We start from the raw sequence: 17,852 nt of genomic DNA, 5'->3' as shown, positions 1-17,852 counted from the left end.
AATTGATACTATATTTATGATTACAATAATTGCTGCAATTTCAAATAATAATGCGCTAGGTAAAAACAATGATTTAATTTGGCATTTACCCGCCGATTTAAAACGTTTTAAAAAGATTACATCTGGTCATCATATTTTAATGGGTAGAAATACTTTTGAGTCTATTGGTAAACCTTTGCCAAATAGAACGACTATTATTATTACTAGAAATAAAAATTATTTTACCGATGGTTGTCTAATTGCTAGTAGTTTAGAAGACGCAATTGAATTGGCTAAAAAAGATGAAGAAATCTATATTATTGGAGGTGCACAAATTTATAAATATGCTATAGAAAATAATTTAGTGGATGCGTTAGACGTTACTTTAGTGCATCATGAATTTGAAGCGGATGTTTTTTTTCCAGTGATAGATTCAAAAATTTGGAAAGAAGTTTCTAGAGAAGATTTTAAAGCTGATGAAAAAAATAAATTCGATTATAGCTTTGTAAGCTATAGAAAAGTTAATTAATTCTGTTGGTCCTAAAACCACCACCTAAATTCATTTTATATTTTTGTTGTGCAAACAAGAAATAATTAAACAATTTATAATTTACTTCATAACCATAATCTGTATTTAATTGATAATCAATAGTGTTTTCGTAAATGCTTGTATTAAATTGTTGCGGATTTCGAACTCTTTGATTCCATTCAAAAACCCAAACACTATTTCTAGCTTCTAAATAATTCTGAGAATAAAAACCTTCTGGTTTTGCAATAGAGTTTAAAAAAGTATTAAAGCCAATATCAATAATTGTAATTTCGTATTCTAGACTATCGTTTGCAATCACTACAGGTTTTTCTTTTTCTACGTTTTGGTTATTTCTGGGTGATGAACCACAGGCCCAGAAGAAAATTCCAGCGGTAAATAGAAATATTACTTGTTTTAAAAGTTTCATAATTAGAAGTTTTATCTTAAGTAAAGTTGCAAAAATTATTCTTAAAACCATTGCTTTTTAAATCTTTTAACATTAATTTTAAAAATTAAAATAAAAAAATGAAGTTTAAAATTTTAGTAGTATTCATTTTATTGCTTTCTTTTTCTTGCTCAAAAAAAGCGGATCAAATAAATCAATATTCAATTTTAAATGAAAAGGATAGAGCAACTTTAAAAGATGAAATTTTAGAAGATAGGTTTACAAACTTGCTCCCTGAATTAATGGACAAATCAGAAATTGATATGTGGCTTTTAATATCTAGAGAATATAATGAAGATCCTGTTTTAAAGACGATTTTGCCAGCAACTTGGTTAAATGCCAGAAGAAGGACGATTATTGTTTTTTACAGAAACAAAGAAGAAAACACTTTAGAAAGACTAGCTGTTGCAAGATATGATATTGGTAAAAGCATAAAATCAGCTTGGAATAAAGAACAAGAACCAGATCAATGGAAAGCTTTAGCCGAAATTATAAAAGAAAGAAATCCGAAGAAAATTGGAATTAATTTCTCTAAACATTTTGCTTTGGCTGATGGTTTGGTGAAAACAGATTACGACGAATTAAAAGAAAATTTATCAGAAGAAATAGTTTCGAAATTAGTTTCTGCAGAAAAATTAGCAATTTCTTGGATAGAAACGAGAACAGAAAAAGAGCTTGAATTATTTAGAAATCTAGTAAAAATTACACACACTATTATTGAAGACGCTTTTTCAGAACAGGTAATTATCCCCGGAAAAACAACTACAGATGATGTCGTTTGGTTTTTACGTCAAAAAGTAACAGATTTAGGTTTGGAAACATGGTTTCATCCAACGGTAGATTTACAAAGAAATAAAGAAGCATTAAAGTCTCATATCGAATCTTTTTCTAAAGGGAAATCGAAAGAAACGATTCAAAAAGGCGATTTGTTGCATTGCGATTTTGGCATTACATATATCGGTTTAAATACAGATTGTCAGCAACATGCCTATGTTTTAAAAGATACTGAAAATAAAGTTCCTACATTTTTAGTAGACGCTTTTCAAAAAGGAAATAGATTGCAAGATATTTTAACAAGCAATATGAAATTAGGCAGCACAGGAAATGAAATATTAGCAGCTTCTTTGTCAGCAGCAAAAAAAGAAGGATTAGTTCCGTCTATTTACACACATCCTTTAGGGAAATACGGCCACAGTGCAGGCACAACTATTGGAATGTGGGATTCTCAAAATGGCGTTCCTTTTAACGGCGATTATCCTCTGCAAAAAAATACTGCGTATGCAATTGAATTAAATACAACGGTTACCATAAAAGAATGGCAAAAAGATATTAGAATTATGTTGGAAGAAGCTGGTTTTTTTGGTGACGGTATTTTTGAATATGTAAATGAAAGACAAACGGCAATTATACCCATAAAAACAAAATAAATGCAGCACAGATGTTTTTGGGTTACGGACAGTAAATTATATCAAGAGTACCACGATATCGAATGGGGACAACCTGTTTTTGATGATGAAACGTTGTTTGAGTTTTTAATTTTAGAAACTTTTCAAGCAGGTTTAAGTTGGATTACTATTTTAAATAAAAGAGAAAATTTTAGAAAAGCTTTTGATAGCTTTGATTACAATAAGATTGCAACATATCCAGAAAGTAAATACGAATCTTTGCTTTTAGATGCAGGAATCATTAGAAATAAATTAAAAATACGAAGTGCTATTATAAATGCTCAATTATTTATGGATGTTCAGCAAGAATTTGGTTCTTTCTCTGCATTTATTTGGTCTTATGTAGATAATGAACCGATTATTAACAAAGTCAAAGAAAGAAAAGACGCACCAGCAACAACTCCTTTGTCTGATAAAATTTCGAAAGATTTAAAAAAACGCGGATTTAAATTTGTAGGTTCTACTGTAATGTATGCATACATGCAAGCTGTTGGTTTGGTAAACGATCACACAATGGATTGTTTTAAATACGAAACAAAATGACTGTTTTAAAAATTCCCAAAGAAGATTTAAAAAAAATAGTTTCCGTCTTTATTAGAGAAATTGGACTTTTTATTTTTATGGTTGTTGTCTTGTTTTTTGATAGCATCTATTTTTCAGAGAACGTTCGGGAAGTTCAAAATATTCTTAATTTTTTAATGATTGTTGGTTTTTTCATCATGTATTTGAGAGCCGTTAAAAGAGTTCAAGAATTAATGATGTATGCTGTAATTATTGGGTTTTTAGGCGAATATATATTCTCTAAATATTTAGGTATGTACACGTATAGATTAGCAAATATACCTTTATATGTACCTTTTGGTCATGCTGTTTTATTCGCTAGGGTTTTTAGATTTAGTAAAGTATCATTGGTAAGAAAGTATCATAAAAGTATTGAACAATTTTTTGGCAGTATAATTATACTTTTTGCGAGTATTTATCTACTTTTTTTTGCTGATGTTTTTGGTTTTATAATGACCATTTGTGTATTTCTATTACTTTGGAAAAGACCAAAAGACAGATTATTTTTCTATACAATGTATCTTTTAGTAGCCATCTTAGAGATAGGAGGTACTGCTTTTGAATGCTGGAAATGGCCAAATACAGCTTTTGGTATTTTTGACTTTTTACCAAGTAACAATCCGCCAAGCGGTATTAGTTTATTCTATTTTTTGCTTGATATTGGTTCTTTTGTACTGTATACACAAAGAAATAAAATGATTTGGAGTAGGTTAAAGAGTATTAGAAAATTGAAATCTTAATTATTTACAAATGGCTAAAAAGACAAAAGACCCAAGTTTTATTTATTGTTTTAAAGAAAATGTTAAAAATAGTTTAAATCATGATCGATGTAGCATCGTATTTTACATCAGTAGAGGAAAGAATATACATTATTTATATACCTTTTTTATTGCTATTTCTTGAGGCTATTTTTCTTGTTTCTACTTGCTGCATGTATTCTAATCAATGTGTTCTTCGGATTGATTTAGGTTACAACTGATTTTGAGTAAATTACAAGATTTAGAGGCTTTTTTGTTGCCGATTTTTTAAAAATATTTTCTTTAGTACACAAAATTAACCGCTGTTGGTTCAGGTTTAATTACATCAGAAGGATGCACTTGAAATCTATTGAGGTTTAAGTCTATGTTTGGTTTATTAAGTTTTTTATTTAAAATAAATGTTTAATTTCCAAATATAAATCGGATAGCTATAAATACGGCAATGATTAATCCGCCATAAATAGCTACTTTTTTGCCAGCATTTTTATAATAACGCTGATGATTTTGGCCATCTGCTTTGTAGCTCCAAACAAGTAGTGCTGTAAAAGCAAGCACAAAGAAAATAATAAAAATGATTCTTCCTGTAGTAAAATATGCACCTAAAAACATAGCTTTTATCCTTTTATAAGTTTTGAATTATTAGATTTTATGAAGTTTCTAAGTATCATAAAATTTCTATATATTGTTACTTGCAAAATTACAAATTAAATGAAGAACGCCATCGTTTTTGGAGCAACTTCTGGTATTGGAAAATCAGTAACCAGAATTTTAATAAAAGAAGGTTATAACGTTGCAATTACCGGCAGAAGATTAGAAAAATTAGAGGAACTAAAAAAGGAATTTCCAGATCAAATTTTGGTAAAACAAAATGACATTCAGCAAATAGAAGATGTTGAAAAAGTATTTAACGAAATTGTTTTGGAATTTAAAACCATAGATTTAGTTATACAATCATCTGGCGTTGGTTTTGTAAACCCGAAGCTAGATTGGGATAAGGAACAACAAACAATTTTAACTAATGTTTTAGGGGTCACAAAATTATATGTGTTGGCCTATAAGCTTTTTAAAGAACAACAATTTGGACATTTGGTAGGTATTTCATCCATTGCATCGATAAGAGGAAGTAGGGCGGCACCAGATTATTTTGCTTCAAAAGCCTATCAGAAATCGTATTTAGAAGGATTGTATATCAAAACAAAATCTATCAAATCAAAAAAGGTTTTTATAACTGATATCCGTCCAGGATTTGTAGACACACCAATGGCGTTGGGCGATCAATTATTTTGGATGGTGCCTTTAGAAAAAGCAGCAATTCAAATTTATTCGGCGATCAAAAAGAAAAAAAGAGTTGCCTATATTTCGAAACGATGGCAATTAGTTGCCTGGGTTTTAAAAATTGTGCCGGCTTGGATATTAAAAAAAATGATGTAGTTGGCAGTAATAAATAATCAATAATCCGTGAGCATTTAGTAATTATCTCACAGAATTGCTGGATCTTATATTAAATAAAATGTTAGTTTTAGTGGTCACGCTTTTGGGCGTGATTGTAGCGATAAACCTATTAAATCAAAATAAACAATGAAAAGTAAAATAGCAGCAGTTACCAAATTTCACACAGCATTTAAATTAAATATGAATAGCAAACCAATAGCAGACATTGGTCAAGATCGGAATTTACTTCGGTTTAATTTGATGAAAGAAGAAAATGAAGAATATTTAGAAGCTGCGAATAATAATGATTTAATTGAGGTTGCAGATGCCTTAGGAGACATGCTTTATATTTTGTGTGGCACAATTATAGAACACGGAATGCAAGATAAAATTGAGGAAGTTTTTAATGAAATTCAGAAAAGTAATATGAGTAAATTAGGTGATGATGGCAAACCAATTTACAGAGAAGATGGTAAAGTTCTAAAAGGCTCTAATTATTTTAAGCCAAATATTGCTCATATTTTAGAGAAGTAATTTTTGATAATTCTTAAAATCTGTCAAGAAACAAAAATAAACAGGGAGGCGATTACCACCTCCCATTTAATTAAATTGTTTTAACAAAATTTAAAAATACTTTTTTATGATGTTCAAGATCTAAATTAGGTGAAAGTGATGCACGGATAATATAATCTTTATCCCCCTCTTTAGTTGTTCCTTGAGTAGATGTTGCGGGTATTGTCCAATAACAGCCTTTTAACTGTCCGTAGCTCACGCAGTACTTGCTTTCATCAGGGATTTCTGTAATCATTAAATTGATTAACTTTAAATTTAAAGCTCTCTTATACGTTTCTTTTTCTTCATCTGTAGCTCCTTTAGTAGGCAAGTCTAATGAGAAAACAGAAGGTGTAAATCCTTGTGATGCCAACTCTTCTGAAACAAAATTTATTTTAGCAGATGGTAAAGTTTCGTTTATAAAGTTTACAAATTCTCGGGTGTTTTTATAAGCATCAATAATTCTTTGATTCATTGACGGCAATTGTTTTGCCAATATTTCATATTGAAGGTTTGTAGCTTCGTTATCGCAAAGATTTAGGTGTAATTCAATCTTTGTCATTAAAGCATCTGTTTTTTTATTTCCAACGCAATAACCAGCAGTACATTCCCCACCACTTGGAAATTTAGATCCACTAGCATAGGAAATCGCTCGCACTGTTGATAGTATTTTACCTTCACCTAAAAAGAGAAAATTAGGACAAAATGTTTGATCTAAAATAAACACCGGATCAATTGCTAGTTCACCGTTTGCTGTTTTACGAGGCACGCTTAAAGCTTCTTTTAATTTTATAAGATCAGGAACTTCAACTCTTGGATTTGTTGGGATTTCGGCAATAATGTAAGGAATCGCATCCTCATTTGCAATTTTATCTAGAACGGTATGTATGCTTTTTACCATGTCATTATCGCCATCTACAGGTAAATCGACAACTTCAACAGTATCAATACAAGCAGCAACTCGTCTTGCTTGGTCATTTGTGCCTCCATAACAATTTGGAGGAACAATAAATTTTATAGCCTTCCCTTTATGATTTTCTTGCGCATGATGAATTAATCCCATCATAATTGCGTATTGAATAGACAATCCGCTAGATGCAACCAATGGCTTTGCAATGGTGCCGGTAACGTCTTTAATTGAATTTAAGACAGCTACTTTGTTTATCTCTTTATTACTTTTTTGATTTTCAAAAGTTGATTGTACTATTAATGAATTTAAGGCAACAAGACAATTGGCAGGAGTCATTGCGATGGTTTCTCGTCTTCTTACGTGTTGGATATCTGAGATATAGGTTTCATTTTGGTTGCCATTTATTACTAAAACACTTCCTAAAAGTGAATGTACATTGATAAAAAAATCAATATTTAGAACTGTATTGATACTACTAATTTTATCTTGGTGTGAAATTAAAACAGTACTGCCGTTAAACTTAGAAATGATATCTAATTCCTCAACTTTATTTAACTCAAATTTATAACCATAAACGTCTTTCACTATTTCAGCATCAAAAAATGCAGGTAACTCACCTGTATAAAGAATTCTAGTATTTTTATGATTTAATAAATTTTTTCTTAAAATTGCCAAAATCGGAATTGTCTTTGAAGAAAAGCTTATTACATTTTCTGATTTTAGATGGTTTAATTTAGCAATTCCCCATTCTAATACACAAGATAAAGGATGTCCTAACCGAATATAATCATATGCTGTAGGTAATTCATTTAATTCGGATGATTCAGAATTATTGGCCTGAAATAGGCTTTCAAATTGATTTAAGAATTGAGTTTTAGCCAATTTTTCATCATAAATATCTAGTCGATGCGTTGTTATGTTTAGCCAACTGGTTGGCATATTTTCTAATACATCTTTAATATAATCTAATACACTTTTGTCTTCCATAAATTCCATCTTTAGATAGATTGGTAAGATACATAAATTAGATTTTTTTAGATGTCTTGGATTGAAATATCTTTAGATAGGTGTAAATTTTTAGTCATCCTATTTTAGAAAAGCATAAACTTCTAATTACTAATTTACCTTTCCAAAGCACTATATAATACCTCACAGATAGCAGGGTCCATTTTATTTTCTAGAGTATATTTTTGATTAACTTCAATCTCAATACCTATGTAATTGCATTGAAATTGTTTGCGTAAATACGTTGTAAAACCATCCATTTTGCCCAAATAAGGGTAATTATAACGCACGTTTAAAAGCGAATTTTGTTGTAAAATATTTTTTCTAAACTCATGAGAAAACTCTTTTTCATTTATATTTGAGGAGTCGTACAGCAAACCAATATCGCAATTTCGTTCAATAAAATTTAAAATAGGTGTAAAGCAATGTACAGAAATATGCAGTACTTCATATCCTTCTTTGATATAGTTTCTGATGCTATCTTCTACTTTATTTCGATACACTAAATAATAAGAATTAATGAGCTCTTTTTTTTCGGATGTAGAGAGCGTTTTAGAAAATTCTGAAAATAAATTTTTATGATGTAAAGACCTGTTGAGTTCAATTAACAACCTACTCGTTGTGCTCGATATAGAAAAGTCAGCTAATGGTATTAGCTGATTATAAAGGTCTAGTGCGCCTAAATCTAGACCTTTATGAGTATGTAGAATTTGCTTTTTTGATGAAAATAAATGTTGCAGATGTTCCGGAACTTCATTTCCGCCATGTTCACAAGTCAGTACTATTTTCATGGATTAAAAACTTCGTTTTTCTGCAAACAAACGCTTAAATCAGTATATACTTTTTTGATATTCGCTTCAGAAAAATCAGTATCTAGCGCTTTTAATATTCGTGTAGCTAATGTTCCTTGGGTTAAAATAGTATTCAAGGCTTCTAAAGAACTTTCATTAATAGTGCCTTTTACTAAATTAAATAGGTGTTTCCATAAATTTTGCTGATTAGTAGCCTCTTTTAATCCGAATAATTGAAGATAGTCCAAGTTTGTAATTACCGAGTTTTCACCATTTTTAATCGCATCATTTAAAATATCAAAGAGAGGTTCTTTCTCCCATGTTTTCTGATGTTCTAAAGAAACTACACTTTCATTAACTAATAGTTTTAAAACTTCGATAATCAAAACACAAACAGCAACATCTGCTTTTGGGCATTCTTGAATATCTACCAAACGTATTTCAATCGCATTTCTATCAAAACGAGAAATAGCACCTCTAGAATTTAAAAAATGATGATCTAAAATATTTTCTGTATCAAAAGGTTTAATGGCTTTCTGAATCGGTTCAAATATCGTTTGATGATACTCCTTTTTCGTAAAAACATTTTCCGGAATTACTTTCCCAGTCATTTCTGGTATTTCCTTTTGATTGGTTTTGTAATACTCTAATCTGGTGTCTTTAAAGCCTGTATTTTGACCTTCTAAAATTGGCGAACTTGCACATAAACCTGGAATTAGCGGTAAAATAACACGAACTGCAGCATGTAATTTCTCGAACTCTTCATCATTAAAAAAAGGCAAATTGATGTGCGTACTTTGCACATTGCTCCAACCATGCCCTTTGCAATTAAAAATTCGGTTATAGAGCGCATACACTTCGCTATAACTATGTTTCCATAATTGCGTATCCGTATCCGGATTCATTAAAGGATGAGAAGCCGTAGGCATTAACTGTACCTTAAACTCTTTTAAAAGTTCGTTAATTTCAACAACATTCGCATGAAAGTTTTCGGATAAATTATTTAAATCATTCGTTGGGCCGTTTGTTTTCAATTCTAAAACATGTGCAACCAATTCATTACTCCAGGCAATTTTTCCGTTTTCAATATCCGAAGTTAAAGAACCATTTTTTTTGGTTAACAAAAGATCAACAATAGGTGCTACCTTAAAAGTATCCGTAGAAACAAGCATATATTCTAGTTCAATGCCATACACTTCAAATAAATGATATTTTTTGCCCATAATTAGTCTAATCTATTTTTTAAAGCGGTTAATATTTGGGTATAAATACCGTCTCCATAAAAAGCATCTTCCACACCAAAATCGATATTTGGGTTGTCGTTAATTTCGATGACCATGGGTACATCATTAACCACCTTAATGTCAATTCCGTATAAACCTTTACCCATTAATCTTGCCGATTTTAAAGCCATTTTTAAAACTTTTTTCGGTACTTTTTCGATTGGCAAACAATCTGCATTTCCGTCTTGATCATCTTTCTTTTTAGCATCCCAATTGTAAATTTGCCAATGTCCTTTTGCCATATAATATTTACACGCATAAAAAGGCACATCATCTAAAATTCCAATTCTCCAATCATAATCGGATGGGCAAAATTCTTGCGCAATAATCAAATCAGACTCTTTTAGCATATTTGTAACCAATTCGTCATATTCTTCAACCGTTTTTGCTTTTTTAACTCCGAATGAAAACGTAGAATCAGGGGCTTTTAAAACACAAGGCAACCCTGTTTTTGCCAAGACTTCATTTCTATTGTTTTTATGGACAATAATGGTTTTTGGCGTGGTGATATTTGCATTGTTTAAAGCCTCTGCCATATACACCTTATTGCAGCATTTTAAAATAGCATCTGGGTAATCTATAATGGCAATGCCGTTTTGCTGCGCTTTACGAGCAAAAGCATACGCTTCGTTATTAACCTCTGTACTTTGTCTAATAAATAAGGCATCAAAAGAGTTTAACCTACTTAAATCTTGCGGTTCTATAATTTCTGCATAAATATTCATTTTCTCTGCAACCTCAATCAATCTCTTTAAAGCTTTTGCATTGCTTGGTGGGGCAGGATCATTCGGATTTACTAAAATCGCCAGATCGAAATCAGATTTGGTAAGTTTTGGCGTGTCGTAGCGTTTTTTAGAGAAATATTGATTTGCAAATTCATGAACACTGTCTAAATGATCTGAAGGAATTTCTGATTCTGCTATTGCTCTAATACTCTGAATTTCCCATTTTGTAGTATGATTAAATTTTACACGTAAAAAAGGAACCTGAAAATGTTTGTAAAACAGCGCACTTAACTCTTTATATTTTTGGGCAACATTTTGACCAAAGTAAACACTTAATGTAAACTCTCTAGACTTAATGTTTCTTAAATTATTTTGTATGCTGTCATCAAATTCTTCGGATACAATTCGTACTAATTCTAAGGCTTTTAAATCTACAATATTTTTTATAGTTGGTATTGCCAAATGACCTCTAGCTTCGGCTAACAGAGAGACATAGTATCCTTTAGATTGATACGAATAATCTTTACAGAGGTTAAATATTCTGGCTTTTTTAAGTAACGAATAGGTAGGGTTGGTTAAATACTCTTGAGAAGAGATAACGTTAATATTTTCGATGGAAAAGTTCCATTTTTCTACTTGATTTACGACAACGTATTTATTCATTTTTGATTTTAAAAACAGTTTTAGACTAAAACAAAATTATAGCAATTATGGTTATATTTTACATCTGTAATAAAATATTTATTTGTAAAAACTACTTTACTTTCGAGGGTATTGTAAAGTACACAAAAAAATAAATTAATAAACGAACGCTATTGTATTTTGATAAAATTCTTTTTGTCTACGCCTATTAAATTATCACAGTATAGTTTTAACTTAAATCTAAAGCTCAAAATTGTCTCCTTCATTGGCAAAACGAAAACCAAGTTTTTCTAGCTCTTTTCGCTCTGCACTGTTTTCTTGAATCGCAGGATTTGTATGATTAAAATGTATAAAAATAATCTTGTTTTTAGTGGCGAAAGACTGATTTTTAAACAAATTGATAGTTTCTTTTATAAACGGATGTGGCACTTCTGTAATGGCTCTTTTTACTTCGTTTTCATCCAAAAAAGTGGCATCTAAAAAAGCGTAATCTACTTTTTTAACTTCAGCAATAATATTGCGTTTCCATTTGTGCCATTTATCAATATCCGGAATAAACAAAGCTACTTTTTGTATTCCTTCGATTCTATAACCAACAGTTTCAGAAAATTCATCTCGATGTGGCACTAAAAACGGAGTAACTTTTAGTTCCTTATTTAAGATCAGGGTAGAATCACTTTGCAAATCTTGAAGTACGATATTTTTTAAACTAACTAATTGATTCCAAGGTCCGTTATTTGTTAAAAAGGTTTTCATTTTAGGCAAAACAAAAACGGGTATATTTTGTTTCCCAAAAGCTTCTCGCCCAAAATACATTAAACCCGTATAATGCCCAATATGCGCATGTGTTAAGAAAACACCATCAATAATAGTTTCTTTTTTTAGGTGATGTTGTTCAAGCGCTGCTAATTGCGTGTGCATATCTGGGGATGCTTCAAACAACCATTTTTGTTGATTTTTTTGATCTATCAGACCCAAGGAAACGACACTTTTTTTTGAGCTCTTGCCGTTATAAAAAGAAGCACAACATGATTTCTGACAACCAATATGTGGAAAGCCTCCATCTTGCGCAATTCCTAAAACGGTAATGTATTGCTGGTAGCTATCTTTTTTAACTTCGGATGTTTTATCACATGAAAAAAAAGAAATCAAAATAAAGACTGCAGCGAAAAGTGTTTTCATAAAAAGTAAATATTTTCGAAAGCTACAAAAAAAAGCATCAACTTTTAAATTGATGCTTTTTTTAAAATTTATATATCTGTTTACTGACACAGCAAACTGAGACTGATACCTGTTTATTGAAAACTGATAATTGTTTAATATTACAAGAAAACTCTCCAACCATAAGGATCTTCAACCTTATTCGTCTGGATATCTGTAATTTTTTTCTTTAATTGAGATGCAAACGGATTCTCTAATTCTGGTAAATCATAATCATTTTCTTGATATCCAAAACCAGCAATTGGTGATATTACTGCAGCAGTACCTGCACCAAACATTTCTTTTAAATTTCCGTTTTTAGCAGCTTCTACAACTTCACCAACAGAAATTTTTCTTACTTCTGTTTTAATACCAGCATCTTCTGCTATTTGTAAAATACTTTTACGCGTAATTCCGTCTAAAATTCGATCACTTGTAGGACTCGTAATTAAAGTATCGTTAATACGTACAAAAATATTCATTGCACCCGCTTCTTCAATAAATTGATGCGAGTTGTCATCTGTCCAAATAACTTGATTGTATCCTTTTTCCATAGCTAGTTGCGTTGGGTAAAACTGTGCAGCATAATTACCACCAGCCTTTGCAAAACCAACACCACCATTAGCAGCTCGAGCATATTTTTCTTCAATTAAAACCTTTACTTTTCCGGCAAAATAAGCGCCAGAAGGAGCCGTGCAAATTACTAATTTGTAAGCATCTGCAGGCGAAGCATGAAAACCACTACCCGTAGCAAACATAAAAGGTCTTATGTATAAAGAACTACCTTCATTTGTAGGAATCCAAGCGCTATCAACTTCTAATAATTTCTTTAAACCGTCCATGAAAACATCCTCAGGAATTTGAGGAATTACCAAACGCTCTGCCGACTTATTTAAACGTCTGCAGTTTTCTAAAGGTCTAAAAAGCATCATTTTACCTTCAGAATCTTTGTAGGCTTTCATTCCTTCAAAAATAGATTGTCCATAATGAAAAATCTTTGCTGAAGGATCTAAAGTTATAGGAGAATAAGGTTTGATAATTGGAGTTTGCCAAGCGCCGTCTTTATAATCACACTCTAACATGTGGTCAGAAAATACGCTTCCAAAAGGCAAATTGTTAAAATCTACTGAGTCTATCTTCGATTTTTCTATACGTTGAATTTCTATATGAGACTTCATTCTGTTTTTTAATTGTTTTTATAACACAAATGTACATAATTTATTTATCCAAAGTTTACGAGCAAGCTCAATTTTCTTACATTTGTATTTATTACTTAAAAATCAATAGAATGAAAAATTTGATTAAATTTTGTGCAATTGCGGTATTGGTATTTACAAGTTGTAAAAAGGCAAACACAGAAAAAGAAACGGTACAACAGGAAATTGTTGAATTTGATTCATTCGGAGATAAAATAACAGGCGATGCGGCAATGACGTCAGGCGAGATGATGGCAAAATTCAACAACATGAAAGTTGGCGATACTTTAAAGATAAAATTTGCTTCGAACATAAAAGAGGTGTGTACCAAAAAAGGATGTTGGATGAAACTACCTTTAAATGATACTGAAGAAGCAATGGTAACTTTTAAAGACTATGGTTTTTTTATGCCGTTAGATGCTAAAGACAGAGAAGTTATTGTTGAAGGGAAGGCTTTTATGAAAGAAACTTCGGTGGCAGAATTGCAACATTATGCAGAAGATGCCGGCAAAACAAGAGAAGAAATAGCAAAAATTACAATTCCTAAAAAAGAATTTTCTTTTGAAGCAAATGGAGTATTAATGAAAAAATAATAAAGATTTTTCTTCAAATACTTTTACTTTTATTCGTTTTTGGATGTTCTCAGAAAAAAGAAAAAAAAGTAATTATTTCAGAAAGTAAAGTATATAAACATTCAGAAATGGTTTCTTTAATGCTTAAAATGTACAAAGTTAATTTAGAGAATATAAGTCTTATTTTAGAAGGAAAAACGCCAAATGCCTTTTCACAAGAATTCATACAGCGCAACTTACAGATCCTTCGGATAGAAATTAATCTTTCGAAGTGTTTTAAGACTTGTATTTAACTACTTTTTAGCAATATTTTGAAACTAATAGAGCGCTTAAAAGTAAAACATAACAATCAATAAATAGTTATATTTATTGTCATAAAACGACCTGTATTAAGCCAATTCCTAAAATTAAAAAATTGTTGATTCAATAATTATGAAACGAGAAATCTTACTAACTTCCGATGGTTCTACAACCATCCATTTGCCAGATTGGAATGAACAATATCATTCCAAACATGGCGCAATACAAGAGGCTTATCATGTTTTTATAAAAAGCGGATTTGAGCTTTTTTGTGATTCTGATGAAAATGAAAACACACAAGAATCAATTTCTATTTTAGAAATAGGTTTCGGAACAGGATTAAATGCTTTTATCACTTTCTTGGAAGGTATAAAAAACCATAAGAAAATTGAGTATGTTGGGGTAGAAGCGTATCCCGTGGTTTCAAATGAAGTTGAAAAACTAAATTATGTTTCAGAATTAAAAGCAACAGAGCACAAAGCTATTTTTGATAAAATGCACGCAGTTGCTTGGGACGAAAAGCATCAAATTTCTACTGATTTTATGCTCACAAAAAGAAAACAATTTTTTGAAGAAATAGAAGATGAAAATAAATTTAACCTTATTTATTTTGATGCTTTTGGCGCAACGAATCAACCCGAGTTGTGGACAGAAACTATTTTTTTAAAAATGTATAAAGCTTTAAAAGAAAACGGAGTGCTTGTAACGTACGCCGCAAAAGGAAGCGTGCGAAGAGCGATGCAAACAGTCGGTTTTACGGTAGAAAGATTAGCCGGTCCTCCAGGAAAAAGAGAAATGTTACGCGCAACAAAAAAAGTTAGCATCGTTTAGTTTTCAAGGTGTAATTCTAGAGAACTTTTGCTAGCTTTACATTTGAAGTAAAAATAGTACGAATACAAATTAATTAACAATTCAAAAATCAATGGAATTTAAAAGAAAATTTGGTAAAAACAAAGAATCAAAACCTGTAAAAGGCTTATTTTTAATTATACTTCTAATCATCGCTATATTTCTTTGGTTTAATGCAGAAAGCTTTCTTACAGCATTATTTTAAAAAGTTATTTTTTTGAAGCTATTTACTGCTTAGTCTATCTTGAACTTAGACGAAAGACACTGGCTTCCTTCAAAAAAAAATAGGGAGAGTTCAAACAGATACCTTGTATAGAGCTTGACGAAAGATTCAATCATGGTTAGACTTGGTTAGCAAGTAAAAACAATCATCAATTACTACATTCCTTTACAAACCATAAGAAAAGATTAACTTTGCTGGCAATCATTATATAAAAAGCAAGTTTGACTACAGAAAAAATTATTTTAGGCATCGATCCAGGAACTACAATTATGGGTTTTGGATTGATTAAAGTTGTAGGTAAAAAGATGGAATTCATTCAGATGAACGAATTGTTGCTACAAAAATACGATGACCATTATTTAAAACTAAAGCTCATTTTTGAACGCACCATTGAATTGATTGATACCTACAATCCGGATGAGATTGCTATTGAAGCACCTTTTTTCGGTAAAAATGTACAATCGATGTTAAAGTTGGGTAGAGCGCAAGGAGTAGCGATGGCTGCAGGTTTGTCTAGAGAAATTCCCATTACCGAATATTTGCCCAAGAAGATTAAAATGGCAATTACTGGTAACGGAAATGCCAGCAAAGAACAAGTTGCCTTGATGCTAAAATCTCTTTTAAATTTAAAAACCTTACCAAAAAACTTAGATGCCACAGACGGATTAGCAGCAGCAGTTTGTCATTTTTACAATTCAGGTAACGTTGTTGGCGGAAAAAGTTATTCTGGTTGGGCAAGTTTTGTGAAACAGAATCCGAAAAAAATTAAATAATTTTTTTAATTATCATTTATCAATAAACATTTATCAATAAACATTTATCAATAAACATTTATCAATTATCAAAGGGAATGAAGTTAAAGAATAATCCATTACAAAATAAGTCTTATGACCTAGCATTGCTAATCGTTAAATTGAGTAAGAAATTAACTAAGGATAATCGAGAGTTTATACTTTCAAAACAAATTTTAAGAAGTGGAACGTCAGTTGGAGCAAATATTGTTGAAGCAAATGGCGCAATTTCTACAGCTGATTTTTCGGCTAAAATGTCAATAGCTTATAAAGAATGTTTAGAAACTAAATATTGGTTACACTTATTAAAAGATAGTGGAGATTTAGACTTAGAAAACTTTAATGAGTTATTTGAAAAAGCAGATGAAATAGGAAGAATTTTATTTGCAATTCTTAAAACTACAAGAATCAATAAGCAATAATTGATAACCGATCACTGATAATTGAAAACCGATCACTGATAATTGAAAACCGATCACTGATCACTGATAATTGAAAACCGATCACTGTTAACCGATAATTGAAAATATGTCCGGAATCTACATACATATCCCATTTTGCAAACAAGCATGTTTTTACTGCGATTTTCATTTTTCTACTTCCCTAAAAAAGAAAGAGGACATGATTGTTGCGCTCGTTAAAGAAATGGAAATTAGAAAAGGCGAGCTTGGGAACACAACTATAGAAACTATTTATTTTGGCGGAGGAACACCGAGCGTTTTATTAACCAAAGAAATTGAAACTTTAATAGCTGCCGTTTATAAAAATTTCAAGGTTGTCCAAAACCCAGAAATTACGTTAGAGGCGAATCCAGATGATTTATCCGAAGAAAAAATAATGGAACTTTCGAATTCTCCAATAAATAGGTTAAGTATTGGCATTCAGTCATTCTTTGAGAAAGATCTAAAGTTGATGAATCGTGCGCATAATTCTAAAGAGGCTAAGAAATGTTTAGAATTTGCAACTCAATATTTTGCCAATATTTCGGTGGATTTAATTTACGGAATTCCAGATTGTACAAATCAAGAATGGAGAGAAAATATACAAACAGCTTTGAGTTTTGGAGTGCCGCATATTTCTAGTTATGCGCTAACGGTTGAGCCAAAAACACCGTTGGCAAGTTTTATTAAAAAAGGAATTATCAAAAATGTGGATGAAGAAAAAGCACAAGAGCAATTTCATATTTTAATAGAAGAGTTAGAAAAAGCCAGTTTCATACACTATGAAACCTCCAACTTTGGGAAAGAAGATTTTTTTAGTCAAAATAATTCATCGTATTGGTTGGGGAAATTATATTTAGGAATCGGTCCTTCTGCACATTCGTTTGATGGAAGTCAACGAAGTTGGAATGTAAGAAATAATACGAAATACATTAATGCCATAGCGGAAAACACATTGCCAATAGAAAGAGAAACCTTGTCAAAAAAAGATCGTTATAACGAATACATTATGACAGGTTTACGCACTATTTGGGGTGTTTCTTTTGATAAAATAAGAAATGAGTTTGGTGATAAATATATCGAATATTTAGAAAATCAATCAAAAAAATACCTTCAACAAGATTTATTGTATCTTGAAAATCAAGTATTAAGAACCACTAAAAAAGGTAAGTTTTTATCAGACGGAATTGCCTCAGATTTATTCATTGTGAACTAGTTTCAGGAG

The 17,852-nt window shown here is 31.0% G+C and carries 19 protein-coding genes; 11 read left to right on the top strand and 8 right to left on the bottom strand.

The genetic code is table 11. The features are described from left to right. Window positions 1-16: 16 nt before the first annotated feature. Window positions 17-508, top strand: coding sequence for a dihydrofolate reductase (locus BST83_RS13095; RefSeq protein WP_104810173.1), 492 nt, complete (start codon window positions 17-19; stop codon window positions 506-508). Here BST83_RS13095 and BST83_RS13090 read toward each other — a convergent pair. Next, window positions 501-935, bottom strand: coding sequence for a DUF6146 family protein (locus tag BST83_RS13090; RefSeq protein ID WP_104810172.1), 435 nt, complete (start codon window positions 933-935; stop codon window positions 501-503). The genes BST83_RS13095 and BST83_RS13090 overlap by 8 nt on opposite strands. Before the next feature lie 98 nt (window positions 936-1,033). Between BST83_RS13090 and BST83_RS13085 the strand changes: the two genes are divergently transcribed. The 3 genes from BST83_RS13085 to BST83_RS13075 are packed head-to-tail and all read left to right on the top strand — an operon-like array spanning window position 1,034 to window position 3,699. Then, window positions 1,034-2,380 carry a M24 family metallopeptidase gene (locus BST83_RS13085; protein ID WP_104810171.1) on the top strand — a complete coding sequence of 449 codons (1,347 nt, stop codon included), beginning with the start codon at window positions 1,034-1,036 and terminating at the stop codon, window positions 2,378-2,380. Next, window positions 2,381-2,941, top strand: a complete 561-nt coding sequence (locus BST83_RS13080; protein ID WP_104810170.1) for a DNA-3-methyladenine glycosylase I — start codon at window positions 2,381-2,383, stop codon at window positions 2,939-2,941. After that, complete coding sequence (locus tag BST83_RS13075; protein ID WP_104810169.1) at window positions 2,938-3,699, top strand: hypothetical protein; 762 nt, start codon at window positions 2,938-2,940, stop codon at window positions 3,697-3,699. Before BST83_RS13080 ends, BST83_RS13075 begins: the two co-directional genes overlap by 4 nt. Before the next feature lie 420 nt (window positions 3,700-4,119). Here BST83_RS13075 and BST83_RS13070 read toward each other — a convergent pair whose 3' ends face one another. Beyond that, window positions 4,120-4,326, bottom strand: a complete 207-nt coding sequence (locus BST83_RS13070; protein ID WP_104810168.1) for a hypothetical protein — start codon at window positions 4,324-4,326, stop codon at window positions 4,120-4,122. A gap of 99 nt (window positions 4,327-4,425) precedes the next feature. Here BST83_RS13070 and BST83_RS13065 point away from each other — a divergent pair, with 99 nt between their 5' ends. Together BST83_RS13065 and BST83_RS13060 are read left to right on the top strand one after the other, a co-directional pair. After that, complete coding sequence (locus BST83_RS13065; protein WP_104810167.1) at window positions 4,426-5,148, top strand: SDR family NAD(P)-dependent oxidoreductase; 723 nt, start codon at window positions 4,426-4,428, stop codon at window positions 5,146-5,148. A 147-nt stretch (window positions 5,149-5,295) separates the two neighbouring features. Next, window positions 5,296-5,682 carry a pyrophosphohydrolase domain-containing protein gene (locus tag BST83_RS13060; protein WP_104810166.1) on the top strand — a complete coding sequence of 129 codons (387 nt, stop codon included), beginning with the start codon at window positions 5,296-5,298 and terminating at the stop codon, window positions 5,680-5,682. Between the two features lie 70 nt (window positions 5,683-5,752). Here BST83_RS13060 and BST83_RS13055 read toward each other — a convergent pair whose 3' ends face one another. The 6 genes from BST83_RS13055 to BST83_RS13030 all read right to left on the bottom strand — a co-directional run bounded on the left by BST83_RS13055 (window position 5,753) and on the right by BST83_RS13030 (window position 13,434). Continuing rightward, a complete protein-coding gene (locus BST83_RS13055; RefSeq protein ID WP_104810868.1) occupies window positions 5,753-7,597 on the bottom strand; it encodes a PLP-dependent aminotransferase family protein in 1,845 nt (614 codons plus the stop codon). A 134-nt stretch (window positions 7,598-7,731) separates the two neighbouring features. After that, window positions 7,732-8,406: an N-formylglutamate amidohydrolase gene (locus tag BST83_RS13050; RefSeq protein WP_104810165.1), complete on the bottom strand. Its 675-nt coding sequence runs from the start codon at window positions 8,404-8,406 to the stop codon at window positions 7,732-7,734. Next, on the bottom strand, window positions 8,403-9,629 hold the full coding sequence (locus BST83_RS13045) for a glutamate-cysteine ligase family protein (protein ID WP_104810164.1): 1,227 nt from the start codon (window positions 9,627-9,629) through the stop codon (window positions 8,403-8,405). Before BST83_RS13045 ends, BST83_RS13050 begins: the two co-directional genes overlap by 4 nt. Window positions 9,630-9,631: 2 nt before the next feature. After that, window positions 9,632-11,077: a RimK family ATP-grasp domain-containing protein gene (locus BST83_RS13040; RefSeq protein ID WP_104810163.1), complete on the bottom strand. Its 1,446-nt coding sequence runs from the start codon at window positions 11,075-11,077 to the stop codon at window positions 9,632-9,634. Between the two features lie 219 nt (window positions 11,078-11,296). Beyond that, complete coding sequence (locus BST83_RS13035; RefSeq protein ID WP_104810162.1) at window positions 11,297-12,238, bottom strand: MBL fold metallo-hydrolase; 942 nt, start codon at window positions 12,236-12,238, stop codon at window positions 11,297-11,299. A 140-nt stretch (window positions 12,239-12,378) separates the two neighbouring features. After that, entirely contained in the window at window positions 12,379-13,434 is a 1,056-nt protein-coding gene (locus BST83_RS13030; RefSeq protein WP_104810161.1) for a branched-chain amino acid aminotransferase, read from the bottom strand. Between the two features lie 110 nt (window positions 13,435-13,544). On the opposite strand from BST83_RS13030, the gene BST83_RS13025 reads away from it, so the two are divergent. The 5 genes from BST83_RS13025 (at window position 13,545) to hemW (ending at window position 17,843) form a co-directional block, all read left to right on the top strand. Then, complete coding sequence (locus BST83_RS13025) at window positions 13,545-14,045, top strand: DUF4920 domain-containing protein (protein WP_104810160.1); 501 nt, start codon at window positions 13,545-13,547, stop codon at window positions 14,043-14,045. Between the two features lie 411 nt (window positions 14,046-14,456). Further along, window positions 14,457-15,155, top strand: a complete 699-nt coding sequence (gene mnmC2, locus BST83_RS13020; protein ID WP_104810159.1) for a tRNA (5-methylaminomethyl-2-thiouridine)(34)-methyltransferase MnmC2 — start codon at window positions 14,457-14,459, stop codon at window positions 15,153-15,155. A 462-nt stretch (window positions 15,156-15,617) separates the two neighbouring features. Then, a complete protein-coding gene (gene ruvC, locus BST83_RS13015) occupies window positions 15,618-16,169 on the top strand; it encodes a crossover junction endodeoxyribonuclease RuvC (protein ID WP_104810158.1) in 552 nt (183 codons plus the stop codon). A gap of 77 nt (window positions 16,170-16,246) precedes the next feature. Continuing rightward, window positions 16,247-16,609 (top strand): four helix bundle protein, encoded by a 363-nt coding sequence (locus BST83_RS13010; RefSeq protein ID WP_104810157.1) that lies wholly within the window; start codon window positions 16,247-16,249, stop codon window positions 16,607-16,609. Between the two features lie 106 nt (window positions 16,610-16,715). Next, window positions 16,716-17,843, top strand: a complete 1,128-nt coding sequence (gene hemW / locus BST83_RS13005) for a radical SAM family heme chaperone HemW (RefSeq protein WP_104810156.1) — start codon at window positions 16,716-16,718, stop codon at window positions 17,841-17,843. Window positions 17,844-17,852: the final 9 nt, after the last annotated feature.

The organism is Polaribacter filamentus, from assembly GCF_002943715.1.
Taxonomy (GTDB): domain Bacteria; phylum Bacteroidota; class Bacteroidia; order Flavobacteriales; family Flavobacteriaceae; genus Polaribacter; species Polaribacter filamentus.
The sequence above is the reverse complement of the archived record's forward strand: the minus strand, read 5'-3'. Positions and strand labels throughout refer to the sequence as shown.